The sequence below is a fragment of the Actinoplanes sp. NPDC026619 genome (assembly GCF_040638295.1).
GTDB lineage: Bacteria > Actinomycetota > Actinomycetes > Mycobacteriales > Micromonosporaceae > Actinoplanes.
In genome coordinates, this window is record NZ_JBEZYA010000003.1 from 22,127 (window position 1) to 48,817 (window position 26,691).

Genomic DNA, 26,691 nt, shown 5'->3' on the forward strand with positions numbered 1-26,691 from the left:
GCACCCTTGCCATTCGAGTCTTTCGCCGCAAGAATGCCTTTTCGAGAGTTTAAGAGTGGCTTAGGCCCGCCGGCGCAGGAGCGGATGTTAGATGCCCGACGAGGACGAGCTGAATGATCTACGGATCGGCGGCTGGTTCCAGGAACCCCGGCCCGAAGTCCCATCGACCGCCCTGACTCCGTACCGTCCGAGGTTGCCGGTCCGTCCGCCGGCCCGTCCGGCCGAGACCTCCGCGCAGGCCCGCCGGGTGCTGCTCACCTGCGGCGCCGCGGTCGTCGCCGGCGTGGCCGGCGTGATGGCCCTGCTGGTCACGACGGCCGGCGACGAGCCGCCCGGCACGACCGCCCAGGAACTCGCCTTCCCGACGCTGGCGCCGCTGACCCCGGTTTCCCTGCTGCCCGCCCCGGCCAGCAGTTCCGCGGCCCCGCCCCCGGTGGTCATCGCGACCACCACGACCCCGGTCGCCGCACACTCCACCCGCCCGGCCTGGCCGTCACCGACCCGCACCACCAAGCCGGCGGTCCCGGCCGTCGCCCTCGTCGCCGGCGCCCGGGTCGGCCTGTCGATCGACGGCGATCCGGGGCTGCGCCTGCGGCACCGCAACTTCGTCGCCCGCGCCGACCGGATCGGCTCGTCGAGCAGCGCCCTCGACAAGGCCGACTCCAGCTTCGTGGTCCGCACCGGACTGACCGGCCGCGGTTGCATTTCGTTCGAATCCGTTAATTATCCGGGCTATTTCCTGCGACATCGCGACTTCGTGCTCCGCTTGGAGCAGCGCAACCGGCGGGAAAGCCCGGAATTGTTCGGCAAGGACGCCACGTTCTGCCCGGCGTCCACGCACGGCGGCGCGGCCGTCTTTCTGGAATCCATCAATTATCCGGGCCGGGCCCTGCATCTGGACAGCGGCGGCATCGTCCACCTCGACGAGGGCGCCGGCACGGCCTTCGTGACACGGGCGGCCCTGGGTTAGTCAGGCGCCGGCCGCGTCCAGGCGGTCGAGCTGGTCGCCGGTCAGCTTCACGTCGAGGGCCGGCAGCGCGTCCTCGAACTGGGCCGTCGTGCGCGGCCCGATCAGCGGCAGCACCCGCGGCGCGCTCTGGTGCATCAGCCACGCCAGCACCAACTGATTCGGCGTGACCCCGGCCTCGCCGGCCACCTGCTCGACGGCGGCGATCCGGGCGTCGGCGTCCGGTCCGGCGTAGTTGGCCATCATCCAGTGCCCGGTGCGCTTGGCCGCCGAGTCGTAGACGCCCTTGACGATCGGCGAGTAGGCCACCAGCGTCTGGTCGTCGTGGTCGCGCAGATAGTCGAGCTGCTCGGCGCCGACGATCGAGGCGGTGTCCAGGCCGGCCTTGGGCCGCAGATAGGAGTGCTGCTGCTGGATCGCCACCGGCAGCGGCCACCCGTTGCGCTCGCACAACCCGCGGATCCGCTCGAGCCGCCACGTGCGCACGTTGGACCAGCCCAGGTAACGCACCTTGCCGGCCTCGACGAACCCGGCGAGCGCCTCGAAGGTCTCCTCGAGCGGCGTCGCCCTGTCGTCGACGTGGATGTAATAGAGGTCGACGTGGTCGGTGCCGAGCCGGCGCAGGCTCCCGTCGAGCGCGTCGCGCAGCGTCTTCGCCCCCGCCCCGGCGAACGTGCGCCCCGCCAGCTCCCAGTCCGGCGTGCCGTCGGCCGCCCACAGGTCGGGCGAGTAATGCGGCAGAGCGCTGCCCTTGGTGGCGAGGAAGACCTCGTCCCGCCGGTTGCCGGCACGCAGCCAGCGCCCCAGCAACTCCTCGCTCTCCCCGCCCCGGCTCTCCCGGCGCGCCCACCACTCATAACAGTCGGCGGTGTCGATGAACGAGCCGCCGACCTCGCGGTAGCGGTCGAGGATCCGGATCGAGTCCGGCTCGCTGGTCGCGTTGCCCATCTGCATCGCGCCCAAGGCGAGCTTGCTGACCTGCGTTCCGGTACGTCCGAGTTCGATCGTCTGCATGAATCCCACGCTATGACCTGGAGCGCACTCCAGGTCAACGCCGCTTTCCGCGGCCCGTAAGGTGCGATTTCATGGAGGCACGGGAGCGGTTGCTGGTCGCGGCGCTCGACCTGTTCGCCACGTACGGCGTCAGCGGCACGTCGCTGCAGATGATCGCCGACCGGCTGGGCGTCACCAAGGCCGCCGTCTACCACCAGTTCCCGAGCAAGGACGACATCGTGCTCGCGGTGCTCTCTCCGGCGCTGGACCGCTTCGGCCCGATCGCCGACCACGCCGAGTCCCAGCGCGGCAACCCGGCCCGCCGCGAGGCGGTGCTGGCCGGCGTGGTCGACCTGATCGTCGAGTTCCGCCGGGTGTCATCGACGCTGAGCTTCGACCCGGTGGTGATCCGCCTGCTGCGCTCGCACCCGTCGCTGCGCAACCTGCAGCGCATCCGCCGCCTGCTCGGCGGCACCGCCCCCGACCCGGGCAGCCGGGTGCGCATGGCGGTGATCAGCGCCGGCCTGATGATGGCCGGCGCCGACCCGGCCGTGGCCGGCCTCGACGACGAGGACTTCCGCGACCACCTGCTGGCCGCCGCCCGCCGCATCCTCACCGGTTAATGCCTTGTCGTGGTCCGCGCCTGGCGGATCCGCCCGATTCGTAGCATCGTCGCAGTCATGAAACGATCTCGGACCTGGCGCTCCGCAGTGACGGCGGCAATGCTCGCGGTGACCTTCGCCCTGCCTGCGGCCTGCGGCAAGTCGTCGTCCGGCGGCTCCTGGCAGGCCGACCAGGGCTCCTCGGCCGCGCCGTCCGCCGGATCGTCCGCCGACGTGCCGGCCTCGCCGTCGGCGCCGGCCGGCAAGCCGGTGCACGTGCGGCTGCTGGAGGGCGACGGATCCACCTGGGGCGTGGGCATGCCGATCATCGCCTATCTCTCGAAGAAGATCACCGACGCGCACGCGTTCGCGGCCGCCACGACCGTCACGGTCAACGGCGAGCCGGCCGGGGGCGCCTGGTTCTTCCAGAAGTCCGCGATCTACGCCGACTACCCGCTCGAGGCGCACTACCGCCCCGAGAAATACTGGCCCGCACACGCCAAGATCCACATGGACCTGGCCACGAAGGGTCAGCCGGCCGGCACCGACCTGGCGTTCGACAACAGCCTCACCCTCGACATGAACACCGGCGCCGCGAACATCACCAAGGTCGACGGCCACACCGAGCGCATGGTCGTCACCTCGGACGGCAAGCAGGTGCTCAGCTTCCCGGTCTCGCTCGGCAAGGCCAGCACCCCCACGTTCAGCGGCACCAAAGTCGTGATGCAGAAGGTCAAGGTCCAACGCATGACCGGCCCGGGGTACGACGAGAAGGTCCCGTGGTCGGTCCGCATCACCAACTCCGGCGAGTTCTTCCACGCCGCCAGCTGGAACGGCGGCAACATCGGCGAGCGCAGCACCTCGCACGGCTGCACCAACCTCAACGTCGCCGACGCCCAGCGCTACTTCAACTTCGCCCAGGTCGGCGACGTGTCCGTCTTCACCAACACCGGCGGCCCGACGATGCCGAGCTGGGACGGTTACGGCGACTGGAACCTGCCGTGGAGCACCTGGTCGGCCGGCGGCCTGCTGAAGACCGCCTAGACTCCGAACGCCCGCGCCATCAGGGCGTCGAACGCCCGGTCCGGCAACAACCGCCGGGCCAGCAGCAGTGGCCGCGCCCCGGTCCCGGCCGCATACCGGGTCAGCGGCCGCCGCGCCCGCACCGCCTGGATCACCACCTCACCGACCGTCTCCGGCGAGGAGGTGATCCGCGGGTTGTCGGCGGCCGACGTGTGCGAGGCAGCCAGCGCCTTGGCCTGCTCGCCGTAGGGCCCCGACCCGGACGTGGCCAACAAGCCTGCCAGAGCCACCGACCCCCAGCCGGTACGGGTGGAGCCCGGCTCGACCACGACGACATCGATCCCGAACGGCGCCAACTCCATCCGCAGACAGTCGCTGAGCCCTTCGACCGCGAACTTCGACGCGTGGTACCACCCACCAAGCGGCTCGTAGATCCGCCCGCCGACCGACGTGACGTTGACGATCCGCCCGCGCCCGCGCTTGCGCATGTGCGGCACGACGAGCTGGGTGAGCCGCGCCGGCCCGAACACATTGACCTCGAACTGCCGCCGGGCTTCCTCGGCCGGCACTTCCTCGACGGAGCCGAACGCCCCGTACCCCGCGTTGTTGACCAGCACGTCGATCCGCCCGGTCTCGCCGGCCGCCCGCCCGACCAGATCCTCCAGCGACGCCGGGTCGGTGCAGTCGGCATGCACCGCGACGACCCCGGGCGCCCGGGGCACCTCATCGACCCGCCGAGCCGCCGCATAAACCGCGAAGCCCATCTCCCCCAACCGGCGCGCAACCACCGCACCGATCCCGCTGGACGCACCCGTGACCACCACAGTCCTTCGCGACATGCGGCGATTATCGACAGTGACCACCCCACCGCGAACCGTGCCGGTCGCCTTTCCGACCCCCCGTCACCCGATCGTGCGCCTCAGGCAATGCTCGCGAGGGCGGGCGGATCAGGCTCGGCTTCGGGCGGGAAGAAGCGGGCGAGGTCCGGGAATTCCGGGCGCTTCTCGTGCACGATGGCGCGGAACAGCGGGCTCTGCGCCATCGACTCGGCGACCGGGGTCCAGTCGCCGGCGAGGTCGTCCGGGAAGCGCTCGCCGACCCGCAGGGCGTGGTCGACCGCTCCGGCCATCTGGTCGGCGACGATCAGCGCCCGCGCGAGGTCCGCCCCGTCGAGGTCGAGCGGCTTCCGGTCGAAGGCGTACGGCCGGAGCTCCGGGCGCTCGAACAGCATGGCCAGCCCGGCGTCGTAGCGCTCGCTCGCGTGGTTCAGCGCCTCGTACCGGTTGAACAGGTTCGTGAGGTTGAGCTGCTTCTGCAGTTTTCTGGTCTGCATAGCGCTGAAATACAACGCCACCAGCACCGCGACCAGACCCACCACCTGCACCACGTTGCCGGCCATAAGCCATGTCCTCTGATCGATGGGCCGAGGTCACGGTAAGCCTGCCGGGCAAACGGAAATCCCCGGCCGTGCCTGAGCACGACCGGGGATCACCTGAGGAAACTGCGTCAGTGGGCCATTGCCTTCGGGGCGTCGGGGTCGATGTCGAGCGGGCCGCTGCGGAACGTCACCGCCGACACGAGGGCGACCACCAGGAAGAAGCCGACCGACCACCAGAACACGGTGTGGTAGCTGGCCAGCTGAGCCTGCGCCTGGACCAGCGCCGTCGGCGCCTTGCCGACCATGTAGTTCGTGGCCGCGCTGGCCGCGAACGAGCTCAGCAGCGCGGTGCCGATCGAGCCGCCGATCTGCTGGACCGTGTTGATCATTGCCGAGGCGACGCCCGCGTCGTGGTGGTCGACGCCGCTGGTGGCGGCGTTCTGCGTCGGGGCGAAGATCAGGCCCATGCCGAGGCCCATGATCATCAGGCCGGGCAGGACGCCGGACGCGTACGACGAGTCCAGGTCCAGGCGGGTCATGTAGGCCATGCCGGCCGCCGCGATCAGGCCGCCGGCCGGGACCAGCGGGCGCGGGCCGATCTTCGGGGTCAGCAGCGCGCCGAGCGTGGTCGCGGACAGCATGATCGCGGCGAGCATCGGCAGGAACGCGAGGCCGGTCTGGATCGGGCTGAAGCCGAGGAACGCGACCAGGTAGTAGGTCAGGAACAGGAAGACACCGAACATGCCGGCGCCGGCGACGCCGATCGAGATGTACGAGCCGCCGCGGTTGCGGTCGAGCACGACGCGCAGCGGCAGCAGCGGGTGCGGCACGCGCATCTCGATGAGCACGAAGGCGATCAGCACGACCAGGCCGCCGATCATCGGGATCAGGGTGATCGGGGCGCTCCAGCCGTCGGTCTCCGCCTTACCGAGGCCGAACACCAGGCCGACGAGGCCGGCGATGGCGGTGATCGCGCCGGGGATGTCGATCCGGTCGCGGTTGGCGATCTTCTCGTCCTGCAGCTTGCGCGTCGCGCCGATGAACGCGACGACCGCGAAGAGCAGGTTGACGTAGAGGCACCAGCGCCACGACAGGTACTCGGTCAGGACGCCGCCCAGCAGCAGGCCGACCGCGCCGCCGGCGCCGGAGATGGCGCCGAAGATGCCGAACGCCTTGCCGCGGTCGGCCGGGTCGGTGAACGTGGTGGACAGCAGCGACAGGGCGGCCGGGGCCAGCGCCGCGCCGAACGCACCCTGCAGGGCGCGCGCAAAGATCAGCATCTCGAGGCCGTTGGCGGCGCCGCCGAGCGCGGACGCGAGCGCGAAACCGGTCAGGCCGATGAGGAACATCCGCTTACGGCCGAAGAAGTCACTGAGCCGGCCACCGAGCAGCAGCAGGCTGCCGAAGGCGAGGGCGTAACCGGTGACGACCCACTGCCGGTCGGCGGTGGAGAACCCGAGGTCCTGCTGGGCGCTGGGCAGCGCGATGTTCACGATCGTGGCGTCCAGCACCACCATGAGCTGGGCCATGGCCAGGACGACGAGTGACCACCAGCGGCCGGAACCGCCGGGCGTGGCGGCGGGCGGCGGCGTGGCCGGACGGGACAGTTCGGTTGCGGTACTCAATCGAGCGCCTTTCCAGAGAGCGGCGAGAGGGGCCTTCCCCGTGGGCTTCGGCTCTGGGGCGCACGAACTGATGGGGGGCGCTCACGCGCCCCCCATTTGCAACCGACGGCTCAGCGAGCAGGCCAGAAAAGCCCATGTCCGTACGGGTAGAGCGGGTGTGCCGTGTCGTTCGGCACGTCCTCGCGTGACGCCTCGACCTCGGCCATCGACGAGGGCAGCTCGAACGGCAGCGTCCCGGTGGCGGCCGCGCGCCCGAACAGCACGTCGAGCATCGCCTCGTCGCTGACCCCGAACGTGCCGACCAGCCCGGCCACCTTGCTGTCGAGCCGGGTGAGCACGGCCGGCCGGTCGAGCATCACGTCCACCACGGTCGGCAGCTTCCCGGCCAGGTCGAGCAGCGACGCGATCTCGCCGTCGGTCCAGTCGAGCCGGCCGGCGTGGAAGAACGCCTCGAACCCCTGGCCGCGGGTGTTGTCGTAGGCGGCGCCCCGCCGGACGATCGCCACGTCGGCCTCGGCCGGGTCGTCGACGATCTTGGCGTAGCGCCCGGCCACGACCGGGTCGACCCCGTCGATGTAGGCCGCGATGCCCTCGGCCAGCGGCAGGTTCTCCGCCGACAGCACGACGACCGAGCGGCGCTGGGCCTCCAGGCCGGCCGCCAGGAAGGCGGGCGTGCCCACGGTGGTGGCGGTCGCCGCGGCGTCGACGTAGCGCCGGTCGTCGAACAGGCCCAGGCGGAACTTGTCCCGCAGGATGCGGCGGGCCGAGACGTCGATCCGCTCCTCGCTGACCCGGCCCCGCTCGACCAGCTCCACCACCAGCTCCGGGCAGAACTCGCCGCCGAACTGGTCGGCGCCGGCGTCGATGATCCGCTGCATCCGGGTGAGCCGGTCGAGGTCCTCCACGCCCCAGGCGCGGGCCGGCATCGGCGCGCCCATCACGTCGTCGGCGTCGGTGATCAGGCCCCAGTCGGTGCAGACGACGCCGTCGAAGCCGTAGCGCTCGCGCAGCAGCCCGGTGATGATCCCCTTGTTGAAGCCGAAGCCGACCTCTTCGTGCTCGGTGTCGACCGGCATGCCGTAATAGGGCATGACCTGCGCGACCCCGGCGTCGAAGGCGGCCTCGAACGGCTTCAGGTGATCATCCCAGCGCCCGCCCGGGTAGACCTGCTCCCGCCCGTACGGGAAATGGGCGTCTTCTCCGTCTTTCTGGGGTCCGGCGCCCGGGAAGTGCTTGACCATCGCAACGACGCTGTCCGGGCCGAGGGCATCGCCTTGGAGGCCCTTCACGTAGGCGGCGACCAATTCGGCGACCAGTGCAGGATCCGAGCCCAACGTGCCGCTCGTGCGGGCCCAGCGCGGCTCGGTGGCGAGGTCGGCCATCGGGTGCAGGGCGACCCGGATGCCGGTGGCCAGGTATTCGCGGCGTACTACGTCGGCGAACTCCCGAACCAGCTGTGGGTCTTTACTGGCACCCAGGCCGATCGGCTCCGGCCAGGCGGAGAAGCCGCCCGCCGCGGCCGAGGCCGCCGGGTTGTCGATGGTGCCGTTCCGGGGGTCGGTGGAGATCGTCATCGGGATGCCGAGGCGGTTGCCGGCGGCGAGCTCCTGGATCCGGTTGTGCCACTCGGCGATCTTCTGCGGCGGCACCGGCGCCAACGTGAGGATGTTGAGGTGGGTGATCAGCTTGTCGCTGACCAGCCATTTCGTCGAGGGGAACATGCCGCCTGCGGAAGCCGGCTCGTGCAGCGTGCCGTCCGGGTTGACCGCCACCATGGTGTGGAACATCAGGCCGGCCTTCTCCGCCAGGGTCATCCGGGCGAGCAGGTCGGAGACGCGCTCCTCGAGCGGAAGGGCCGGGTTCTCGTACTTGTTCATGATCTTGACCTTTCAGCGTGCGCCGCGGACCATGCGGACCAGCGTCGACCCGACGACCGCCACGACGGCGCCGAGCAGGAACAACAGCTTGTAGTTGGAGGCCGTACCGGCGCCGATGGCGAGGATCGGGGCGGCCAGGATCGGGACGAGCGACTGCGGGAGGGCGTTCGCGATGTTCAGCACGCCCATGTCCTTGGCGGCGTCGTCCGGGTTGGGCAGCACCTCGGTGGCCAGGGCCAGGTCGACAGCCAGGTAGACACCCTCGCCGAGACCGAAGATCAGGGCTGCCACCAGGAACAGCCCGAAGCTCTGGGCGAACGCGGTGAGCGCCAGGGCAACGGCCACCACCAGACCGGCGCCGAGCACGTACGGGCGGCGGGCGCCGGAACGGTCCGAGAACCAGCCGCCGATGCTCGAGCCGACGACCAGGCCGCCCGTGGTGACCAGGGTCGAGATCAGGACGCCGGTGGCCACGTTGTCGGTGGTGTAACCGAACCGGTCGATCAGCAGGTACGCCTGGTAGGTGGTGAGGCAGCTGAGGCCCGTCCAGATCAGGAAGCGGCTCAGCAGGTTCCAGGTGAAGTCCGGGTGCAGGCGCGGGTTGACGTAGAACGTGCGCACGAACTCCTTGAACGTGTACCGCCCGAAGACCCCCGGCGCGGCCGGCCGATCCTTGAGGACCACCACCAGCACGATCATGGTGAGTACGCCGACGGCGGCCGGGACCATGAACATCAGCAGGGTACGGCCGGAGAGCGCGGCCGCGAGGGCGGTGCCGCCGAGGATGGCCACCGAGGTCATCAGGCCGAGGATGCCGCCGACCCGGCCGCGCTGACGTGCCGGGATCTGGTCGGGCATCAGGGCGGTCAGCGTCGACAGGGTGGCGTTGACGCCGAGCTGGGCGAGGGCCCAGCCGAACGTCAGCGTCGCGATGTTCGAGCCGGTGGCGACCACGAGCAGACCCAGGAAGCCGGCCACCATGCCGCCGATCAGCCACGGGCGGCGGCGGCCCATGCGGGCGGTGGTGCGGTCGGACATGGCGCCGAAGAACGGGTTGCCGATCAGCGCCAGAAGCGCGCCGACGGAGAGCACCGTGCTCAGCGCGGACGTCTTGCTGTCCGGCGCGATCTGGGCGACCCGGATGGAGAGCGTCACCACGACCGGGGTCAGGATCGTGAGGTAGGCGCCGAACTGTGCGAGGGCCATCGCCGCGATGAGGCGGGCCGGGGCGTTCGGCGGGGTGTTTTCATCGGCCACGGGGGCGGGGGCGGTTTGCCGGGCCCGGCCGGTTTCGACAGCGGTCATCGCACACCTCTTCGGTTAGCGCTTGGAGAACTGTCAGGTTTCGCGGCGCCGGCTGCTCGTTACCACCTGATACAGCGAAGGTATCGAGCGGATTAACGCCAAACCAGCGCCCGAAAGCCCTTATTCGACCCCTGATTCGGCTCGACGTGGTGATCATCACGCGAGCTTTGCCGGTTTTGCGACTCTGGTTCCTGTGAATCGAACGGAGTAATGTCTAAACCCAGCAAAATGGGGGGCGTGATGCAGCACCGGGACCTCATCCTGGCCGCCGTCCGCGAGGCCGGCCGGGCCGGGCGCACCGAGCTGGTCCGGCGCACCGGCATGGCCCGCGCCACCGTCAACGCGCTGGTGACCGAGCTGCTCGACGAGGACGTTCTCGCCGAGGAGGAGGCGTCGGCCGACGGAGGCCGGCCGGGCCGTCCGGCCCGATCACTCACCCTGGGCGCGAACGCGGGCGTCGTGGTGGGCGCGGTGGTTGCCGCTTCGGGTGTACGCGTGGCAGCCGCCGACCTGACCGGGCAGATCCTGGCCGAACGCGACGCCGGCGAAGCCACCCTGGACGCCCTCGCCACTCTGATCGCCGAGGTGGTCGCCGGCCGCCGGGTCTGGGCCGCCATGGCCGGCCTGTCCGCCCCGATCGCCGGCGGCGTCGTGCAGCCCAGCAGCGTGCTGCCCGGCTGGGCCGGCCTGCATCCCGCCGCTCTTCTCAAGGAGCGCCTCGGCTACCCGGTCGGTATCCGCAACGACGCCGATCTGGCCCTCATCGGCGAGCTGCGGCACGGCGTCGCCGACGGCCGCCGCGACGTGCTCTACCTGCGCATCGCCACCGGCATCGGCTGCGGCCTGCTGCTCGACGGCGTCGTCCAGCACGGCGCCAGCGGCGTGGCCGGCGAGATCGGCCACGTGCAGGTCGACGAGACCGGCACGCTGTGCCGCTGCGGCAACCGCGGCTGCCTGGAGACCATCGCGTCACCGCGCGAGATCCTGGCGTCCCTCACCGAGATGTACGGCGAGGAGGTCACCGCCGTCCGCGCCGTCCAGCTGGCCGCGAACGACGCGATCGCCGAGCGGGTCCTCGCCGACGCCGGCCGCATGATCGGCCGGGTGGTCGCCGACCTGGCCAACACCGTCAACCCGGCCCTGGTCGTGCTGGACGGCCCACTGATCACCGAACACGGCCCGCTGGTCGCCGGCGTCGCCGACTCGGTCCGCCGCTACGCCCAGCCGGAGGTGGCCGAGTCCCTGGAGGTGCGAGCCGGCGAGCTCGGCGACCGGGCCGCCCTGATCGGCGCGGTGACCGCCGCCCTGCACGGCACCGCGGTTGCCCGCGGCGTCTCGGCCACCACCCACGAGCGCGACCACCGCCGCGACGCCGTCCTCGACCTGCTGCGCCGCCGCGGCGTCCTGCCCCGCAGCGACATCGCCCGCGTCACCCGCCTGCCCCGGTCCGCCGTCGCCGACCTCCTCGACACCCTGGTCACCGACCAGTTGGTCGAACAATGCGACCCGCCGCCCGGCGAGGGCCGCTCCGGCCGCCCCTCCCCGCACTTCCGGGTCGTGACGGCGCCCGGCCTGCTCGCCGGCCTGGCCGTCCGCCCCGACGGCGTCCAGGCGATCATCACCGACATGGCCGGCACCCGCCTCCACTCGGCGTTCCAGCCCCAGCCGATGTCCCTGTCCGGCCAGCCGCCCATCCGCACCGCCGCCGAACTGGCCCGTTCCCTGCTCGCCGAGCACGGCCTGTCCGGCCTGAAAGCCGCGGCGGTGAGCGTGCCCTCCCCCGTACACCCGCGCACCGGTCTCTTCGGCCCGCGCGGCGTCCTGCCGATGTTCGCCGGCTTCTCCCCCGCCGAACAGGTCGCCGAGGTCCTGGGCGTGCCGGCCACCGCCGGCAACAACGCCCACCTGGCCGCCCTGGGCGAAACCCGCCGGGGCGCCGCCCGGGACGCCCGCGACGTGCTGTACCTGCGCGCCGACCAGTACACCGGCGGCGGCATCCTGGCCGGCGGCCGGATGTACCGAGGCGCCATCGGCTACGCCGGCGAGGTCGGCCACCTGAACGTGCGCGAGGTCGGCCCGCTGTGCATCTGCGGCAGCCGCGGCTGCCTCTCGACCTACCTGTCCCCGCGCTACTTCCTGCCGCTGGGCGGCCCACCGTCGGAGGAGCGTTTCCTGCAACTGGTAGCCGCCGGCGACCGCCCCGCCCAGCGCGCCCTGCTGGACGCCGGCCGCCTGATCGGCCGCACCGTAGCCCCCCTGTGCAACGCCCTGAACCCGCAGGTCGTGGTGGTGGGCGGCCGCTTCATCGAGGCCGGCCCCCACGTGGTCGACGGCATCCGCGAGTCCCTGCACCGCCACTGCGCCCCCGCCGCGGCCGCCGCCCTGACCGTCCGCCCCGCCGAACTGGGTGCCGACGCCGAGATCATCGGCGCGGTGGAATCCCTCATCTGATCAGGGCCGCACCGATCTGGCGGCATGTCGGCCGCGGTGGTCAACCGCGCATCATCGAGCGGGACAGAGGGGTGAACCAGGGTCAGGAATCCTGCTCCTGAACCCGGCGAGCGGCCTCGATGAGCAGCTCACGGGGGATTTCGACGAGCAGCTCGCCGTCCGGGACGGCGATGCCGGTGACCGCGCTGCCCTGCACCAGGACGGTGTCGCGATCGGTGGAGTAGACGGTCGGACATGTACCGCCGCCGCACAGGGTGATCACCAGGCGCGAGGTGGGCTCCGGGGTGGCCGGCGGACCCTCGGCCGCGACCGTGAAGTCGGCGTCCTTGTGGTTCGTCATGACTCCACCGTAGAAACACCGGCGAAACCGGGCAAGCACCGAAAATTTCAGCTCGCCTGCGAGTTCGACAGCAACATCCGCACGTAATGCGTCTGGTAACGGTTGAGGAGATCGCTGACGTCGGTCACCGCCACCCCCTCGAGCGCATCGAAGACCCGCCGGAACGAGTGAATGATCTTGCGACCCTTGGAGATCACACTGGAGTCGAAGAGATCAGCACTGACCCAGCGATCATCGGCGACGTAGAACCCGTGATAGGGCGCGACCGGCAACTCGGCGTCGTCCGCGATGATGCGCAACTGGATGTTCGGATAGGCGGCCAGCTCACGAAGGCGGGCGATCTGCGCGACCATGGCCGCCGGCTCGCAGACCCGGTTGCGCAGCACCTGCTCGGTCAACAGGAAGTGGAACGTGCGCCCCGGCTGGCTGAGGATCTCGGCGCGCCGCATGCGCTCACTGACCGCCTCGGACACCGCGGCCGGCGAGTCGGCGATCTCCGAGTCGTCCAGCTCGTCCTTGAGCGCGGAGAGGATCGCGCGGGCGTATTCGCTGGTCTGCGCCAAACCAGGCACGACCGCCGGCTGGAAGACCCGGATCTCGGTCGCCTGCTCCTCGATCTTGCCGGTCTGCTTCTGCCGATCGGCCAGACCCGGCTGAATGGAGTTCCAGTCGGTGAGCCGGTTGTCCGCGCTCTCGGCGAGCGCGACGACCCGCTCCACGTCGCCGGCCGGCATGCCGAGCGCCTCGGCCAGCAGCTTGACGTCAACCGGATCGGCGGCAACCACACCGTTCTCCAGGCGTGAGATCTTGGCCTGGCTCATGCCGACCAGATCACCGAGCGCCTGCCCGGTCAGCCCTTTGCGCCGTCGCCATCGGGCGAGAACCACTCCGACCGACTCGATAGGCTGATCTGCGGAAGAGAGCGAGTCAGCCACGACCTCCGCCCCCTTCCGACCCGATCTGAGATCCCTATTATTCGCCCGCCTGCATAGCCGCGGCCAGCAGCTCGGCGGGAATCTCCACCAGCTGCTCACCGGCGGGAAGATCGACGTCAACGTCGTTGGCCGTGACCGTGTATCCCTGCACGACCAGCGTGCCCCGGTCGGTCCGGTAAACGGTCGGGCAGCTGCCCCCGCCGCAGAGAGTCGTCACGAGGGTCAGCTTCGGCGCGGGAACCACAGTGTCCGACGCGCCCAGATTGTCGAAGTTCACACGCGACAGAATAGGCGCTTCGTCAAGTCGATCGTCGAATATTCCGGTGCGCCGCCCACCTAACCACACCGACGGCCGACACGATAGACCTTCTGACTACCCAACGAGACAAAAGTGCCGTTCTTGCATACGCATTGTGACGAAGCACGAGGAATGAAATTCTCTCATGAGCATGAGGATTGCATCCGAGCGCATAGGAGTGCATATTCAGAGAAGAGGGTCACGGAGAGGTAACAGAACCGCTGGATTAGCGAACCTGCGGTGATCGTGGATCTTGGACACTGTGGTCATGGCCCTCATCGGTGCATATGCGCGGCGATCCCGCGCTGACACCCCCGGAGGTCAGCCATGTCCTTCCTCAACCCCGGCGCGGCGTGGACGCATCAGCCGGCCACCTACCTGGTTCTCGCGGCAGTCTGCCTGCTGATCATCCTACGTTTCCTCAAACGAGCGATGGCGCCGATGTCCGGCCTGATCCGGGCGGCCACGGCCGCGGCCGTCGTCGCGTTCGCCGCCGTCCTGGCCCTCGCGATGCTGGTGCTCGCGGCTTTCACGTCGGCGCGCTGAGCAGCCGTCCGAACTCGACACGACCGGAGGGACTCCTCATGACCAGCTACCTCGCGATCGTCGCCATGGGCGTACTGGCGCTGCTGATCCTCACCGAAATCGTCGCCGCCGCCCTACCGGTGATCATCATCATCGTGGCGGTTCCGCCGGAGGAGCGGGAGGCCCTGGCCAAACTCTTGGCCGCCTGCGACAGCTCCCGCAAACTCCGCCTGTGGCCGGCCCTGCGGCTCGCGGTCCGGGCGCGCCGCCAGGAAACGAAGGCTCCGACGCACGCGGAACCGAGTGGCGAACCACTGGAATACCCGGAGCCTCCGAGCCAGACCGTCCTGAGCGGCGCCGCGCCGTCGGGCGGTGAGTTATTCCGGTGACCGTCGCGGCCGTCGCTGGCACCATGGCCGGGTGACAGCCGAGGACACCGCGCCGTTTCGCTGGGACCTGGTCACGCCCAGCCAGTTGGGCAGCCTGCTCGACGGCGCCGCCCCGCCCGACCTGTGGTTCGTCGACGACCTGGTCGAGTGTGCCGGCAAGGTGCTCGCCCGCAGCGGCAACGGGGATCTCGTCTTCGTCGGCCGCTCGCTCGACTCGATGTTCGACCTTCTCGGCGGGGCGCTCGGCGGCCACCCGGACCGGCGGCGACTGCTGCGGCTGCCGTTTTCCTTCCAGCGGGGCGGCGCCGGTTCCGGCCGGCGCTGGCGGCGGCGCCCGCTCACCGGCGCCGAAGTGTCCGAGGCCCGGCGCATCATGGCCGCGGTCGGGCTGACGCCCCATGCGCTCGCGCGGCGGGATCGGCCGGTCACCTTCGTCGATGTGGTCTACGAGGGCGGCACCTTCACCGAACTGTTCGCCCTGATCCGCGACTGGGTCGAGCAGGAGCGCGAAACCTGGCCGGCGATCCGGCGCAAGCTGCGCTTCGTCGGCGTCACCGTGCGGCGCGAGACCAGCCCGCACACCTACCGCTGGCAGCAGCACACGCCGTGGACCCGGCAACTGCCGGCCAAGGCCGTGGTCAACGTTTCGCTGGAGCCGTCCGTGTGGGCGTACCTCGGCGAATACCAGCCGAAACTGACCCGCTCGTTCCGGCCCGAGCACTGGGTGGCCGAAACGCCCGGCCCGAACCGCGACGAACGCACCGGGCCGGCCCTGGCCGAGGCGGCGGCCCTGGTCGCCCGTGGCCGCGACCGCGCCGGGCGGCGAGCGCTGGCCCGCGCCATCGGCAACGAGCCGGCGCTCGCCCAGCCGTGGCTGCGCGCCCTCGTCACCGAACTCAACAACGGCTAGACCCGTTCGCATCGGCCACGCGTCATCCGGAGGCTCACGAAGGCCCGATTTCAAGAAAAGCGGCCTCTCCCGGGCAACACGAAGGCCCTACTTGCAGGAAAGCGGCCTCTCCTACCCCGAGGCCCGCCGACCGCGTGGTGCGGCCGGTCCGGTGAGGTTGCCGTGGCCCGTGCGGAAACGATCTGGCTTGATCACCGTGGCCCACCGCCGCCGACAGGTCCCTGGGGCTGAGGGGTCTGCCGCGGCGTCGCGCGTTTCGCCCATGCTCTCTTTTCGCGTACGCGCTGCCCCACTCCCGTGCCAGCCGGTCCCGGCAGGTGCAACTCACCCTCCGCGCGCCCGCTACGGGCGGGCCCGGCCCCAACGCCCTCCCGACTACCGGCGGACCTCGGCGAACACCATTTTCGGCGGCACGTGCCCATCTTGCACCGCGGTGCTGATGGTCGGGTGAGGGCAGAGATCAGCCGTTGGGGCGGTAGTCGACCGCCTGCAGGGACCACCGGTTGCCGTCGGGGTCGTGGAAGTGGACGAAGTTTCCCGTGGCTGGGTGTCGATGTCGCTCCCCTCGACGCCGGCCGCCAGCAGGTGCTTGCGGGCCTGCTCGGGCGTCGGCGACCACCACCTGGATCTCCTGGGTGCCGGGGGTCAGAATCCGGCCGCAATCAGCCGGCGCGGACGATGGCGGCGTAGGCAGCGGCGCTCGGTTTCGGGGTGCGGGCGAAGGTTTCCCGGTCGACCGTGTGCAGGCCGAGCCTGGTCTCGTAGCCGAAGATCCACTCGAAGTTGTCCATCAGGGTCCAGTGCAGGTAGCCGAGCACCGGCAAGCCCTCGTCGACGACGGTGCGCAGGCCGGCCAGCGAGTCGGTGATGAACGGGACTCGCCTGGTGTCGTCGTCGGTGGCCATGCCGTGCTCGGTGACCAGGACCGGGACGCCGGTGGCGGCGTGTGCGTAGCGGACGGTCTCGGCCAGCGAGCGTGGGTCGACGCCGGAATAGAGGCCGGTGTCGCCGACCGGGCCGGTCGCGTCGTAGTAGAGGCGCTCGTAGTTCTGCACGCCGATGAAGTCGTCCTCGGCGGCCAGGGTCAGCCAGCGGCCGTAGACCTCGGCGCGCTTGCGGTCGCGGACCGTCGGGTCGTCGCCGGCGACCTGGTCGTCGACCAGGGCGAGGGAGAAGCCGACCGGCAGCTCCGGGCGGCGGGCCTTGATGGCGGCGCGGGCCGCCCGGTGGCCGGCCGTCATTCCGTCGGCCATCGCGTCCATCTCCGCCGGGAGCAGGACGTTGGACAGGCGGTAGCGGGGCACGCCGCCGGCCTTGCTCGCGGCTTCGAGGGTGGCGCGCTCCAGGTCCCGTACGAAATCGGGAATGGGCATCCAGGTCAGCAGGCGCGGGAGATTGGGCTCGTTGAGCGTGAGCGCCATCGCGATCCGGTCGCCGAAGGCGGCCATCACCCGGTCGCAGTAGCGGGCGAACAGCTCCGGCGCGGCCGGGTCGAGCCAGCCGGCCCGCTCGGCGAACCAGTGCGGCGAGGTGAAGTGGTTGAACGTGACGATCGGCGCCATGCCGTGCTCGAGGCAGCGGTCGGCGACCGCCGCGTAGTGGGCCAGCGCGTCGTCGTCGAACTTGCCCTCGGACGGCTCGACCCGGGCCCACTCGACCGAGAAGCGGTAGGCGTTCAGGCCCAGGCCGGCCGCCAGGTCGACGTCGTCGCGCCACAGCTCGTAGCCGTTGCAGGCCCGGCCGGACGGCTCGCGGAAGACGGTCGGCGAGACGTGCTCGGCGAACCAGGTGTCGCTGCCGGTGTTGTCGCCCTCGATCTGGTGGCCGGCGGCTGCCACGCCCCAGAGGAAGCCGGGCCTCATCCGCGGAGGAAGGCGACGGATCGCCGGATCAGGGTCATGGTGGCCTCGTCATCCAATTCCGGGAACATGTGGGTGGCGCCGGGGATCAGCTCGACGGTCGCCTCGCCGCCGGCGGCTTGCAGAGCAGCGGCCAGGCGTTCGCTCTGGCGCGGCGGGACGGCCAGGTCGGCGGTGCCGTGCAGGAACAGGAACGGTGGCGGGCCGGCGTGCACGTGCTGGACCGGCGAAGCCGCGGCGGCCAGGTCGGGGCGCTCGTCGATGGCGGCGCCGATCAGCTGGCCCTCGCGGGAGTCGGCGCTGCGGTCGCCGGTGCCGCCGGCCTCCTCGATGTCCTTGGCGAGGGCGTCGAAATCGGTCGGCGGGTACCAGCAGACGGCCGCGTCGACATTCAGCGAAGGGTCCAGGGCGGCCAGAGCGGCCAGGTGCCCACCTGCGGAGACACCCCAGGTCACGGTCCGATCACCGCCTATTTGGTACGCCGTGCGTGTGCCCGCCAGAAATCGGAGCGCCGCCGCGACGTCCTCGGACTGAGCCGGATAGACGGCCTCGAAGCTCTTGCGGTAGCTGACACCGGCGATCGCGATCCCCAGGCCGGCGACCGTCTCGAAGAACCACTCCTTGGCCGCGCCGGGCCCCTGCGAGCGGTCGCCGAGCCGCCAGCCACCACCGTGCAGGTAGACGCAGAGGGTGGTGGCGCCGTCCGGAACGTACAGGTCAAGCGTGTTTTGATTCAGCCCTTGGTGGATCTTCACGCGACGGCCGGGGCCTTGTGGAACTTTCCGGCCTGCATGATGACCCGCAGGTTGTCCTGGTCCTGGAGGATGCGGACGTCCTCGGCCGGGTTGCCCTGGACCACCAGGACGTCGGCGACCCAGCCCGGCTTCAGCATGCCGATGTCGCCGAGGTCGAGCAGCTCGCCGCCGTGCTTGGTGACGGCGGTCAGCGCCTCGATCGGGCTGTAACCCAGCTCGGTGACGAACAGCTCCAGGTCGCGGGCGTTGCGGCCGATCGGGTTGTTCGGGAAGCCGTAGTCGCCGCCGGGCAGCGCGCGGATCCCCCGCCGGCGGATCTCCGGGTAGACCGCCCGCATGCCCTCGAGCGCGTCGACCGAGCCCATCTTCTCGGCGACCTCGCGGGTGATGCCGAACTCCTCGCCCTCGTACACGTTCGCGTAGATGATGCCGGGGGCGGGCGAGACGAACACCGTGTCCTTGACCGATTCGAGCAGGTCGAGGGCTTCCTCGTCGGCGTAGGTGCAGTGGTAGATGCTGCGGAAACCGGCCTTGACGGCGATCTTGACGGACTCGGCCGACTGGGCGTGGCAGTTGAGCCAGACGCCCGACTCGCGAGCCTGCGCGCCGGCCGCCATCGCTTCCTCGAGCGTGTACTGGGTGATCTGCGAGCCGCCCGGGATGAACACGTCGTCGTTGCTGAGCAGGAACTTCACGCTGTCGTAGCCCTGCGCCGCCTGCTCGCGCACCCATCGGGCGACCGCCTCGGGGCCCTGCCAGTCCGGCTCGGTGTGGCCGTCCGGGCGCACCGGGTGGTTGTCGCGCTCCATGCTCGCCGCGCGCATGCGCGGGCCCGGCACCGCACCGGCCTTGATCTTGTCGCGGAGGATGACCTCGACCGGCATCGGCAGCAGCGACCCGGCCGAGTAGGCCGAGGTGAAGCCGGCGTCGAGGACGATCGCGGCGTTGCGCTCGGCCCGTGCGAGCTCGCTCGGCAGACCTTCGATGTGGTGGAAGAACGAAACGTCCAGCGGAGGGTTGAACGAAGGGTCGATATGCCCGACGGCCGACGGGAAGGTGAGATGGCTGTGCGACTCCACCATGCCCGGCATCACCGTGCAGCCGGTGGCGTCGAAGACCTGGTCGTCGCCGTGCTCGTCACGCCAGCCGGCGCGCACCTCGACGACCCGGTCGCCCTCGACGACGACCTCGCCGGGCGCGGGGGCGCTGCCGCTGCCGTCGAAGACGAGACCCTTGGTGAAGACCGTACGCGCCATCGCTAGCCTCTACTTTCACTCTGTGAGAGTGGCTTTCCACCGGTGTTTCCCGAGTGTTTCCGCTCACCACCCCGGGTGTCAATGCTCACAGCGTGACTTTCAGGGAACTTGTATTTCTCGCTCTCCGAAAGTAGCTTCCACGTGTGACCGTCTCCGCTAAGTCTTCCGGCGCCAAGCCCGAATACCGGGTCGAGGCCCTGGCGAAAGGCCTGCGCATCCTGTCGCTGTTCACCGAGCAGCGACCGACCTGGCGGGTCAGCGACATCGCGCCCGCGGTCGGCATGCCACTGCCCACGGTCTACCGGGTGGTGATGACCCTGACCGCCGAGGGCTACCTCGATCATCTGCCCAACGGCGACTACCGGCCGGCCGTACGGGTGCTCGCCCTCGGCGGCGCGGCGCTGCGCAGCCTCGACCTGGTGTCGGCGGCCACCCCGCGGCTGCAGCAGCTCGCGGCCGCGACCGGCGAGACGGTCAACCTCGCGGTCCTCACCGGCGACCGGGTGCTCTATCTGGTGCGGCTGCGCAACTCCGACCTGGTAACCGCGAACATCCAGGTCGGGTCGACGCTGCCGGCGGTGCACACGTCCATCGGCAAGCTGCTGCTGGCCTTCCTTTCCGCCGCGGAGCTGGCCGATCGGGTGTCCGACTCCTCCTTCGCGGCCAACCACGGCCCGAACGCCAAGGTCTCCCTCGACGAGCTGCGCGACGAACTCACCAAGATCCGCAACGACGAATGGGCGATGCAGGACGAGGAGCTGGCGTACGGGCTGCGCTCCGTCGCCGCCCCGGTCTACGGCCCGGGCGGCGCCGTCGTCGCCGGGGCGAACCTCGCCGTCCAGTCCCGGGACTGGTCCAGCCAGCGCATCGTGCGCGAGCTCAAACCACTGGTCGCCGCGGCCTGCCACGACATCTCGCTCCTTCTGGGGTACGCCGGATGACGCGCCCGCTCAAGCGGCTGACGCCCGCCGAACTCTCCCCCGCCCAGCAGTCGTTGTTCGGGACGATCGCCGGCGGGCCCCGGGCCAGTGGACCGTTCGCGCTGGTCAACGCGGACGGCGGCCTCGAGGGGCCGTTCAACGCGATGCTGCTCCAGCCGTCGGTCGGGTCGGCGCTGCAGGGGCTGGGCAGCGCGATCCGGTACGAGTCGGAGCTCGGGACCCGGTGCCGCGAGATCGCCGTTCTCACGGTGGCCCGGGCGTGGGAGAGCGACTTCGAGACGTACGCCCATGAAGCCGTCGCCCGCTCCGCCGGAATGACCCCCGCGGAGATCGACGCACTGCGCACCGGCGACGAGACGGCCTTCTCCGACCCGTACGAGCAGCTGGTTCTTCGTGTTGTCTCGGCTCTGGCCGTTCGGAACGACCTGACCGACGACGAGTACGCCGCGGCGTCGGACGGCCTCGGCCTGCCGGTGCTGTTCGAGCTGACCACGCTGGTCGGCTACTACGCGACGCTGGCCCTGCAACTGCGGGTGTTCCGGGTGCAGGCTCCTTAAGTCCCGGCCGGCGCCGCCGATGGACCGGCCGTGCCCCTGCTCCGCGTGTACGCCGCCGTGATGGCTCTCGTCGTGGCCCTGTACGCCCTGTTGCCGGCACACCAGAACCGTTCGGGGCTCTTCGTGCTGGTGACCCTGGGCGTCGTGCCGGCCGTGGTGGTGGCCCTGCGCCGCGCGCCCGCCGGATGGCGGCTGGCCTGGTGGCTGCTGCTCACCGCGATGGTGCTCTACAACACCGGCGACATCATGTGGCTCTACCTGGTGCTCGTCGACGGCCGCAGCACCGGCGACGGCAGCGTCGCCGAGTACTTCCTCACCACCGGCAGTGTCATGGTTCTCGGCGCCGCCCTGGTCGTCGTCGTGCAGCGCGGGCGGCGCGACATCGGCGGCATCATCGACTCGGTCATCACCGCCGTCGCCCTCACCGGCATCCTCTGGGACGCGCTGCTCCTGCCCGCCCTGTCCCACCAGGGCGCCACCACCGGGCGCGAGGTCGCGGTCTTCGTCAACGTGCTCGTCATGGCGGGCACGCTGGGCGCGCTGGTGCGCATCTCGATCGCCTCGGCCGGTGGCGCCGCCGTGCGCCTGCTGACCGTCGCGGTCGGGCTCTCCGTGATCGCCAACGTGGCCGGCGCCCTGGCCGTCGACCCGGCCACCGGCGCCCGCGCGGACTGGACCAACGCCGTCTACCTGGCCGCGTACAGCTTCCTCGGCGCCGCCGCCCTGCACCCGTCGGTGGCGTCGGTGACCAGGCCCGGCGAGGCGCCGGTGGACGACCTGAGCGCCGGGCGGCTCGCCTACCTCGGAACCGTGCTGGCGCTGAGCCCCCTCGTCGGCGGCGGCCGGGTCATCTTCGGCCTGCCCACCGACGGGGTGCTGATCGCCATCTCGTCCGCCGCCCTGATCCCCCTCGTCATGGTGCGCATCGCCCGGCTGGCCGACGCCCGCCGCCACGCTGAGCAGGCCCTGCACCGGATGGCCAACTCGGACCCGCTGACCGGCCTGCCCAACCGCGCGGCCTGCGTCGACATGCTGACCGGCGCGCTCGAGACCGACCCGGCCGGCCTGGCCGTCCTCTTCTGCGATTTGGACGGCTTCAAGCCGGTCAACGACCGCCTCGGGCACGCCGCCAGCGACGACCTGCTCATCGCCGTGGCCGACCACCTGCGCGCCGACCTGCGTGAGGGCGACCTGGTGAGCCGGTTCGGCGGCGACGAGTTCGTGATCATCACCCGCGGCGACGACGCCGTCGACGTGATCGCCGACCGGATCCGCTCGCTGGCCGCCCGCACCCTCGTGGCCGCCGGCGCCGAGGTCCGCATCGGCGTCAGCGTCGGGGTCGCCCACGCCCGGCCCGGCGACACCACCGACGACATCCTGACCAGGGCAGACATGGCGATGTACGAGGCCAAGAAGTCGAAGACGATCGGCGCTCTGAGCCTCGCCGTAGCCTAGGCGGCGTGCTTTATCCACCGATCTCGCCGTATGCCACCCATCGCCTCGACGTCGGCGACGGACACGTCCTGCACATCGAGGAGGCCGGCCGTCCCGACGGGGTCCCGGTCGTCTTCCTGCACGGCGGCCCCGGCGGTGGACTGACGCCGACCGCCCGTCAGTTCTTCGACCCGCAGCGCTACCGGATCATCCTGTTCGACCAGCGCGGCTGCGGGCAGAGCACGCCGCTGGGCTCGCTGAGCCACAACACCACCGGCGATCTGGTCGCCGACATCGAGAAGATCCGCACCCGGCTGTCGGTCGATCGCTGGCTGGTCTTCGGCGGGTCGTGGGGCTCCACGCTGGCCCTCGCCTACGCCCAGTCCCACCCGGCCGTCGTGACCGGGCTGATCCTGCGCGGCATCTATCTGGTGCGGGCGGCCGAGCGGGAGTGGGGCATCCAGCGCGGGCTCGACCGGTTGCAGCCCGAGGAGTGGCAGCGGTTCATCGCCCCGATCCCGGTCGACGAACGCGACGACATGCTGGCCGCCTATCACCGCCGCCTGGTGGGCGCGGACCCGGCCGAGGCCCGGCTCTGCGCCGACGCCTGGATGCGCTGGGAGGCGATCGGGTCGACGCTGACCCCCGATCGGGCGCTGATCGACACACTGACCGCGGACGAGACCGTGCTGCCGGCCGCCCAGATCCTCGCCCACTACCTGGTCAACGGCGGCTTCTTCACCTCCGAGACCCAGCTGCTGGACGGCGTCGACCGCATCCGCCACCTGCCCGGCGTGATCATCCAGGGCCGGTACGACCAGTGCTGCCCGCCGATCACCGCCTACGACCTGGCCACTCGCTGGCCCGAGGCCGACTTCCAGATGGTCCCGGCGGCCGGCCACTCGTCGCTCGAACCGGGCATCACGGAGCGGCTCATCGCGGCGACGAACCGCTTCGCCGACCTGCTGGACTGAGGGTCGGGCCCGGCGATCAGCTCGGGCCCAGGTGGGAGCGCTCGCCCTCGTGGTCGAGGATGCACAGGATCTCGGCCGGGCCGCCGGTCGAGCCGAACGCGTGCGGGACCATCGTCGAGAACTCGGCCGCCTCGCCGGCCCGGACCACGATGGTGCGCTCGGCCAGCCGCAACACGATCGTGCCGGAGAGCACCACGAACCAGTCGCGACCCGGGTGCACCCGCAGGTCGGCCGGGACCGGGCGGTCCACCAGCAGTTTCGCCGCGGTCATGCCGGCCACGGCGCCGTCGCGGGTCAGCAGCCACGTCGTCATGCCGCGGGCGTCGTCGTGATGCGGGCGGATCACCACGTCCTCGTCGCGGCCGGACTCGACCAGCTGGTCCAGGCTCGTGCCGAGCGCGCGGGCGAGCGGCGCCAACTGGTCCAGCGCGATGCGGCGGTGGCCGGTCTCGATGCGGCTCAGCGTCGAGGGGCTCAGGTAGCTGCGCGCGGCCAGCTCGTCCAGCGACCACCCGCGCGCGACCCGCAGGCCCCGGATCCGTTGCCGAACCAGCGCGTCCAGCTCACCGTCTTGCGTCATACGCAAGATTGTATGCCGCAGGCGCAAAGCGGCGGTAGCGTCGGGGCATGGCACACGACCACGGGCACCACGGACACGGACACGGACCCGATCACGGACATCAGCACGGGCACGGGGACGGCAACCTGGCTCAGATGCTCGACCTCGACGCCGTGGTTCTGCACGACTTCTACCGCGAGGTCATCGGCTGGGCGGGCTCGCTCGTGGCCGGCGATCCGCGCATCGTCGACCTCGGGGCGGGCACCGGCGTCGGCACGTTCGCGCTGGCCCGGGCGCTGCCCGGCGCCCAGGTGACGGCAGTCGACATGGACGAGGACATGCTCGGGCGGATCCGGCATCGGGCGGCCGCGGAGGGGCTCGGCGACCGGGTCCGCACGGTTCGCGCCGACCTCGACGGCGACTGGCCCGAGCTGGGGCCGGCCGACCTGGTGTGGGCCTCCGCCTCGATGCACCACCTGGCCGATCCGGCCCGCACGCTCGCCCAGATCCACGCGACCCTCCGGCCCGGCGGCGCCCTCATGATCACCGAGCTGGACGCGTTCCCGACCTTCCTCGGCGGCAGCGCCGACGCCGCCCTGGAGGAGCGCTGCCACGCCGTGCTCGCCCGCCTTCGCCTGGAGGCCGGCATGCACATGGGCGAGGATTGGGGCGCCCGGCTCAAGGCGGCCGGCTTCGACCCGGAGGGCGAGCGCCGCTTCGACATCGAGCTGCGCGCGCCGCTGCCGGACCAGGCGGTCCGCTACGCCCAGGTGACGCTGGAGCGCACCCGCCACCGCATCGAGGAGCACCTGACCGGCGACGACGTGGCCCGGCTCGACGCGATCGTGGCCACCCTGCCCGAGCGTCCCGACCTCACCATCCGCGCCACCCGCGACGTGTGGATCGGCCGGCGGCCCGCGAATGCTTGACAGCGGGATGGCCACGGCGGAGGATTTCCGTTGTAGAAAGTGGCTTTCACAGAGCGAAAGCACGCGACGGTTGGGGTTGGCATGCGGCTGGTGACATTCGACGCGGGTCGGGTCGGGCGGATCGAGGACGACCTCGTCGTCGAGCTCGACTGCGGGTCCACGCGGGAGTTCTTCGAACGGGGCAGCTCGGTGCCGGAGACCGGGGAGCGGCTGCCCCTCGACGGCGTGCGGCTGCGGGCGCCGATCGTGCCGAAGAAGTTCTTCCACACGGCCGGCAACTTCGCGGTGCACCACGAGGAGTTGCAGAAGGTCAACTGGTCCCACCCCGTACACAAGGGGATCGTGTTCTTCCAGAACGTGGACTCGATCATCGGGCCGGAGGACGCGATCGTCTATCCGGAAGGGCTGACCAAGGAGCTCGACTACGAGCTCGAGCTGGCCGTGATCATCGGCAAGTCGGGCAAGTGGTTCGGGCCGGAGGAGGCCGTCGACTACATCGCGGGCTACACCGTCTTCAACGACATCACCGCGCGTGACATCCAGCGGCGCGAGATGCAGTCGGGAGTGTTCTCGTTCTCGAAGGGCATCGACACGTTCTGCCCGATCGGCCCGTGGATCGTGACCGCCGACGAGATCCCGGACGCGCAGAAGCTGGACATGGAGCTGCGGGTCAACGGCCAGGTGCGGCAGTCGGGCAATACCGACAACATGATCCTGTCGATCCCGCACCTGATCGCGCACCACTCGCCGCAGGGTTACTCGGCCGGCGACATCGTCACCACCGGCACCATCTCCGGCGTCGCGGCGGTGCAGCCGAACCCGTTCGACTTCTACCTGAAGCCGGGCGACGTCGTGGAGGCGGAGATCGCCGGCGTGGGCATGCTGCGCAACCACGTGGTGCCGTGGAGCGACGCGCACGACAAGCCGTTCGTCGGCACCCTCTACACGGACTGACGGGCGGGTTCACGGCATGCGCTTCGGAACGATCGACGGGCGGCTCGTCCTGGTGAAGGACGGGCTCGCCATCGACGTCGCGGAAAACAGTGACCTTCCGGCGGACGTCAATGCGGCGCTGGCCCGCTTCGACGAGCTGACCGCGTGGGCGGCGGGCACCCAGGCCGCCGGCAAACCGGTCAGCGACGAGGAGCTCGGCCCGCCCGTGCCGCAGCCGCGGCAGGTGTTCGCGGTGGCGCTCAACTACCGGCCGCACGCCGCCGAGGCCGGCTTCCAGCCGCCCGAGGAACCGCTGATCTTCACGAAGTTCCCGTCCTGCATCGCCGGGCCGGTCACCGAGGTGACCCTGCCGCCGGGCAAGCCGGACTGGGAGATCGAGGTGGTCGCGGTGATCGGCCGGGGTGGTTACGCCATCCCCCGCGAGCAGGCCTGGACGGCGGTGGCGGGGCTGACCGTGGGCCAGGACCTCTCCGAGCGTGCCTCGCAGCTGCGGGGCACGCCGGCGCAGTTCTCGCTGGGCAAGTCGTTCCCGGGGTTCGGGCCGATCGGGCCGGTCACGGTGACGCCGGACGAGTTCGACGACCGCGACGACCTCGGCTTCGAGTGCCGGTTGGGCGACGAGGTCGTCCAGCACGGGCGGACCAGTCAGATGATCTTCCCGGTGGACGACCTCGTCGCGCGGATCTCGGCGGTCTGCCCGCTGCTGCCGGGCGACCTGATCTTCACCGGCACGCCGGCCGGGGTCGGCAACCGCCGTAATCCGCCCCGCTACCTCCAACCCGGCGAGACCCTCGTCAGCCGGGTGGACGGCATCGGCGAGATCCGGCAGACGTTCACGAGGTAGCGGATGGGCTG

At 70.8% G+C, this 26,691-nt stretch carries 27 protein-coding genes; 14 read left to right on the forward strand and 13 right to left on the reverse strand.

The features are described 5' to 3' along the window. The first annotated feature begins 193 nt into the window (after positions 1 to 193). Complete coding sequence (locus AB0E90_RS08505) at positions 194 to 970, forward strand: AbfB domain-containing protein (protein ID WP_360401422.1); 777 nt, start codon at positions 194 to 196, stop codon at positions 968 to 970. Here AB0E90_RS08505 and AB0E90_RS08510 read toward each other — a convergent pair whose 3' ends face one another. Continuing rightward, positions 971 to 1,981, reverse strand: a complete 1,011-nt coding sequence (locus tag AB0E90_RS08510; protein WP_360401425.1) for an aldo/keto reductase — start codon at positions 1,979 to 1,981, stop codon at positions 971 to 973. It lies immediately after the preceding gene. A gap of 71 nt (positions 1,982 to 2,052) precedes the next feature. Here AB0E90_RS08510 and AB0E90_RS08515 point away from each other — a divergent pair, with 71 nt between their 5' ends. Next, positions 2,053 to 2,583, forward strand: coding sequence for a TetR/AcrR family transcriptional regulator (locus AB0E90_RS08515; RefSeq protein WP_360401428.1), 531 nt, complete (start codon positions 2,053 to 2,055; stop codon positions 2,581 to 2,583). A gap of 57 nt (positions 2,584 to 2,640) precedes the next feature. Next, positions 2,641 to 3,606 (forward strand): L,D-transpeptidase, encoded by a 966-nt coding sequence (locus tag AB0E90_RS08520; RefSeq protein ID WP_360401431.1) that lies wholly within the window; start codon positions 2,641 to 2,643, stop codon positions 3,604 to 3,606. On the opposite strand, the gene AB0E90_RS08525 is transcribed toward AB0E90_RS08520, so the two are convergent. The 5 genes from AB0E90_RS08525 to AB0E90_RS08545 form a co-directional block, all read right to left on the reverse strand. After that, the gene (locus AB0E90_RS08525; protein ID WP_360401434.1) at positions 3,603 to 4,424 is read right to left on the reverse strand and encodes an oxidoreductase; all 822 of its coding nucleotides are present in this window, start codon (positions 4,422 to 4,424) and stop codon (positions 3,603 to 3,605) included. The two genes, AB0E90_RS08520 and AB0E90_RS08525, sit on opposite strands and share 4 nt — an antisense overlap. Before the next feature lie 80 nt (positions 4,425 to 4,504). Further along, a complete protein-coding gene (locus AB0E90_RS08530; protein WP_360401437.1) occupies positions 4,505 to 4,984 on the reverse strand; it encodes a hypothetical protein in 480 nt (159 codons plus the stop codon). Positions 4,985 to 5,091: 107 nt separating this feature from the next. After that, positions 5,092 to 6,588 (reverse strand): DHA2 family efflux MFS transporter permease subunit, encoded by a 1,497-nt coding sequence (locus AB0E90_RS08535; protein ID WP_360401440.1) that lies wholly within the window; start codon positions 6,586 to 6,588, stop codon positions 5,092 to 5,094. 110 nt (positions 6,589 to 6,698) lie between these two features. After that, positions 6,699 to 8,465 (reverse strand): glycoside hydrolase family 3 N-terminal domain-containing protein, encoded by a 1,767-nt coding sequence (locus AB0E90_RS08540; RefSeq protein WP_360401443.1) that lies wholly within the window; start codon positions 8,463 to 8,465, stop codon positions 6,699 to 6,701. A 12-nt stretch (positions 8,466 to 8,477) separates the two neighbouring features. After that, on the reverse strand, positions 8,478 to 9,770 hold the full coding sequence (locus tag AB0E90_RS08545; RefSeq protein WP_360401446.1) for an MFS transporter: 1,293 nt from the start codon (positions 9,768 to 9,770) through the stop codon (positions 8,478 to 8,480). Between the two features lie 240 nt (positions 9,771 to 10,010). Between AB0E90_RS08545 and AB0E90_RS08550 the strand changes: the two genes are divergently transcribed. After that, positions 10,011 to 12,221 carry an ROK family protein gene (locus AB0E90_RS08550; RefSeq protein WP_360402447.1) on the forward strand — a complete coding sequence of 737 codons (2,211 nt, stop codon included), beginning with the start codon at positions 10,011 to 10,013 and terminating at the stop codon, positions 12,219 to 12,221. 82 nt (positions 12,222 to 12,303) lie between these two features. On the opposite strand, the gene AB0E90_RS08555 is transcribed toward AB0E90_RS08550, so the two are convergent. From AB0E90_RS08555 to AB0E90_RS08565, 3 genes are all read right to left on the reverse strand, one after another. Continuing rightward, positions 12,304 to 12,561, reverse strand: coding sequence for a hypothetical protein (locus AB0E90_RS08555; RefSeq protein ID WP_360401449.1), 258 nt, complete (start codon positions 12,559 to 12,561; stop codon positions 12,304 to 12,306). 47 nt (positions 12,562 to 12,608) lie between these two features. Next, positions 12,609 to 13,448 carry a helix-turn-helix transcriptional regulator gene (locus AB0E90_RS08560; RefSeq protein ID WP_360401452.1) on the reverse strand — a complete coding sequence of 280 codons (840 nt, stop codon included), beginning with the start codon at positions 13,446 to 13,448 and terminating at the stop codon, positions 12,609 to 12,611. An 85-nt stretch (positions 13,449 to 13,533) separates the two neighbouring features. Then, a complete protein-coding gene (locus tag AB0E90_RS08565) occupies positions 13,534 to 13,773 on the reverse strand; it encodes a hypothetical protein (protein WP_360401455.1) in 240 nt (79 codons plus the stop codon). A 348-nt stretch (positions 13,774 to 14,121) separates the two neighbouring features. Here AB0E90_RS08565 and AB0E90_RS08570 point away from each other — a divergent pair, with 348 nt between their 5' ends. From AB0E90_RS08570 to AB0E90_RS08580, 3 genes are read left to right on the forward strand one after another with little or no spacing between them, the layout of a single operon-like run. Next, the gene (locus AB0E90_RS08570) at positions 14,122 to 14,340 is read left to right on the forward strand and encodes a hypothetical protein (protein WP_360401458.1); all 219 of its coding nucleotides are present in this window, start codon (positions 14,122 to 14,124) and stop codon (positions 14,338 to 14,340) included. Between the two features lie 38 nt (positions 14,341 to 14,378). Further along, positions 14,379 to 14,708, forward strand: a complete 330-nt coding sequence (locus tag AB0E90_RS08575) for a hypothetical protein (RefSeq protein WP_360401461.1) — start codon at positions 14,379 to 14,381, stop codon at positions 14,706 to 14,708. Positions 14,709 to 14,739: 31 nt separating this feature from the next. After that, the gene (locus tag AB0E90_RS08580) at positions 14,740 to 15,618 is read left to right on the forward strand and encodes a hypothetical protein (RefSeq protein ID WP_360401464.1); all 879 of its coding nucleotides are present in this window, start codon (positions 14,740 to 14,742) and stop codon (positions 15,616 to 15,618) included. 662 nt (positions 15,619 to 16,280) lie between these two features. Here AB0E90_RS08580 and AB0E90_RS08585 read toward each other — a convergent pair. Genes AB0E90_RS08585 through AB0E90_RS08595 form a run of 3 tightly spaced genes read right to left on the reverse strand, consistent with a single transcriptional unit; the run spans position 16,281 to position 19,488 of the window. Then, entirely contained in the window at positions 16,281 to 17,480 is a 1,200-nt protein-coding gene (locus AB0E90_RS08585) for a family 1 glycosylhydrolase (protein WP_360401467.1), read from the reverse strand. Next, positions 17,477 to 18,232, reverse strand: a complete 756-nt coding sequence (locus AB0E90_RS08590) for an alpha/beta hydrolase (RefSeq protein WP_360401470.1) — start codon at positions 18,230 to 18,232, stop codon at positions 17,477 to 17,479. The genes AB0E90_RS08585 and AB0E90_RS08590 overlap by 4 nt, the downstream gene beginning before the upstream one ends. After that, positions 18,229 to 19,488: an amidohydrolase family protein gene (locus tag AB0E90_RS08595; RefSeq protein ID WP_360401473.1), complete on the reverse strand. Its 1,260-nt coding sequence runs from the start codon at positions 19,486 to 19,488 to the stop codon at positions 18,229 to 18,231. Before AB0E90_RS08595 ends, AB0E90_RS08590 begins: the two co-directional genes overlap by 4 nt. 143 nt (positions 19,489 to 19,631) lie before the next feature. Here AB0E90_RS08595 and AB0E90_RS08600 point away from each other — a divergent pair, with 143 nt between their 5' ends. From AB0E90_RS08600 to pip, 4 genes are read left to right on the forward strand one after another with little or no spacing between them, the layout of a single operon-like run. Then, positions 19,632 to 20,429 (forward strand): IclR family transcriptional regulator, encoded by a 798-nt coding sequence (locus AB0E90_RS08600; protein WP_360401476.1) that lies wholly within the window; start codon positions 19,632 to 19,634, stop codon positions 20,427 to 20,429. Beyond that, positions 20,426 to 20,986, forward strand: coding sequence for a carboxymuconolactone decarboxylase family protein (locus AB0E90_RS08605; RefSeq protein ID WP_360401479.1), 561 nt, complete (start codon positions 20,426 to 20,428; stop codon positions 20,984 to 20,986). Before AB0E90_RS08600 ends, AB0E90_RS08605 begins: the two co-directional genes overlap by 4 nt. A gap of 30 nt (positions 20,987 to 21,016) precedes the next feature. Beyond that, complete coding sequence (locus tag AB0E90_RS08610) at positions 21,017 to 22,441, forward strand: GGDEF domain-containing protein (protein ID WP_360401482.1); 1,425 nt, start codon at positions 21,017 to 21,019, stop codon at positions 22,439 to 22,441. A gap of 5 nt (positions 22,442 to 22,446) precedes the next feature. After that, positions 22,447 to 23,394, forward strand: coding sequence for a prolyl aminopeptidase (gene pip / locus AB0E90_RS08615; protein ID WP_360401485.1), 948 nt, complete (start codon positions 22,447 to 22,449; stop codon positions 23,392 to 23,394). Positions 23,395 to 23,410: 16 nt separating this feature from the next. Here pip and AB0E90_RS08620 read toward each other — a convergent pair whose 3' ends face one another. Then, positions 23,411 to 23,974 carry a helix-turn-helix transcriptional regulator gene (locus AB0E90_RS08620; protein WP_360401488.1) on the reverse strand — a complete coding sequence of 188 codons (564 nt, stop codon included), beginning with the start codon at positions 23,972 to 23,974 and terminating at the stop codon, positions 23,411 to 23,413. Between the two features lie 47 nt (positions 23,975 to 24,021). Here AB0E90_RS08620 and AB0E90_RS08625 point away from each other — a divergent pair, with 47 nt between their 5' ends. The 3 genes from AB0E90_RS08625 (at position 24,022) to AB0E90_RS08635 (ending at position 26,680) form a co-directional block, all read left to right on the forward strand. Further along, a complete protein-coding gene (locus AB0E90_RS08625; protein ID WP_360401491.1) occupies positions 24,022 to 24,882 on the forward strand; it encodes a class I SAM-dependent methyltransferase in 861 nt (286 codons plus the stop codon). Between the two features lie 81 nt (positions 24,883 to 24,963). Further along, positions 24,964 to 25,836 carry a fumarylacetoacetate hydrolase family protein gene (locus AB0E90_RS08630; protein WP_360401494.1) on the forward strand — a complete coding sequence of 291 codons (873 nt, stop codon included), beginning with the start codon at positions 24,964 to 24,966 and terminating at the stop codon, positions 25,834 to 25,836. 16 nt (positions 25,837 to 25,852) lie between these two features. Then, positions 25,853 to 26,680 carry a fumarylacetoacetate hydrolase family protein gene (locus AB0E90_RS08635; RefSeq protein ID WP_360401497.1) on the forward strand — a complete coding sequence of 276 codons (828 nt, stop codon included), beginning with the start codon at positions 25,853 to 25,855 and terminating at the stop codon, positions 26,678 to 26,680. The last annotated feature ends 11 nt before the right edge of the window (positions 26,681 to 26,691 follow it).

What these genes read in the sequence shown, in the direction of transcription:
- AB0E90_RS08570 (WP_360401458.1), top strand. Translation starts at nt 14,122, where the DNA reads ATGTCCTTCCTCAACCCCGGCGCGGCGTGGACGCATCAGCCGGCCACC.
- AB0E90_RS08530 (WP_360401437.1), bottom strand. Translation starts at nt 4,984, where the DNA reads ATGGCCGGCAACGTGGTGCAGGTGGTGGGTCTGGTCGCGGTGCTGGTG.
- AB0E90_RS08595 (WP_360401473.1), bottom strand. Translation starts at nt 19,488, where the DNA reads ATGGCGCGTACGGTCTTCACCAAGGGTCTCGTCTTCGACGGCAGCGGC.
- AB0E90_RS08605 (WP_360401479.1), top strand. Translation starts at nt 20,426, where the DNA reads ATGACGCGCCCGCTCAAGCGGCTGACGCCCGCCGAACTCTCCCCCGCC.
- AB0E90_RS08540 (WP_360401443.1), bottom strand. Translation starts at nt 8,465, where the DNA reads ATGAACAAGTACGAGAACCCGGCCCTTCCGCTCGAGGAGCGCGTCTCC.
- AB0E90_RS08520 (WP_360401431.1), top strand. Translation starts at nt 2,641, where the DNA reads ATGAAACGATCTCGGACCTGGCGCTCCGCAGTGACGGCGGCAATGCTC.
- AB0E90_RS08620 (WP_360401488.1), bottom strand. Translation starts at nt 23,974, where the DNA reads ATGACGCAAGACGGTGAGCTGGACGCGCTGGTTCGGCAACGGATCCGG.
- AB0E90_RS08515 (WP_360401428.1), top strand. Translation starts at nt 2,053, where the DNA reads ATGGAGGCACGGGAGCGGTTGCTGGTCGCGGCGCTCGACCTGTTCGCC.
- AB0E90_RS08635 (WP_360401497.1), top strand. Translation starts at nt 25,853, where the DNA reads ATGCGCTTCGGAACGATCGACGGGCGGCTCGTCCTGGTGAAGGACGGG.
- AB0E90_RS08575 (WP_360401461.1), top strand. Translation starts at nt 14,379, where the DNA reads ATGACCAGCTACCTCGCGATCGTCGCCATGGGCGTACTGGCGCTGCTG.
- AB0E90_RS08625 (WP_360401491.1), top strand. Translation starts at nt 24,022, where the DNA reads ATGGCACACGACCACGGGCACCACGGACACGGACACGGACCCGATCAC.
- AB0E90_RS08585 (WP_360401467.1), bottom strand. Translation starts at nt 17,480, where the DNA reads ATGAGGCCCGGCTTCCTCTGGGGCGTGGCAGCCGCCGGCCACCAGATC.
- AB0E90_RS08555 (WP_360401449.1), bottom strand. Translation starts at nt 12,561, where the DNA reads ATGACGAACCACAAGGACGCCGACTTCACGGTCGCGGCCGAGGGTCCG.
- AB0E90_RS08525 (WP_360401434.1), bottom strand. Translation starts at nt 4,424, where the DNA reads ATGTCGCGAAGGACTGTGGTGGTCACGGGTGCGTCCAGCGGGATCGGT.
- AB0E90_RS08545 (WP_360401446.1), bottom strand. Translation starts at nt 9,770, where the DNA reads ATGACCGCTGTCGAAACCGGCCGGGCCCGGCAAACCGCCCCCGCCCCC.
- AB0E90_RS08510 (WP_360401425.1), bottom strand. Translation starts at nt 1,981, where the DNA reads ATGCAGACGATCGAACTCGGACGTACCGGAACGCAGGTCAGCAAGCTC.
- AB0E90_RS08550 (WP_360402447.1), top strand. Translation starts at nt 10,011, where the DNA reads ATGCAGCACCGGGACCTCATCCTGGCCGCCGTCCGCGAGGCCGGCCGG.
- AB0E90_RS08630 (WP_360401494.1), top strand. Translation starts at nt 24,964, where the DNA reads ATGCGGCTGGTGACATTCGACGCGGGTCGGGTCGGGCGGATCGAGGAC.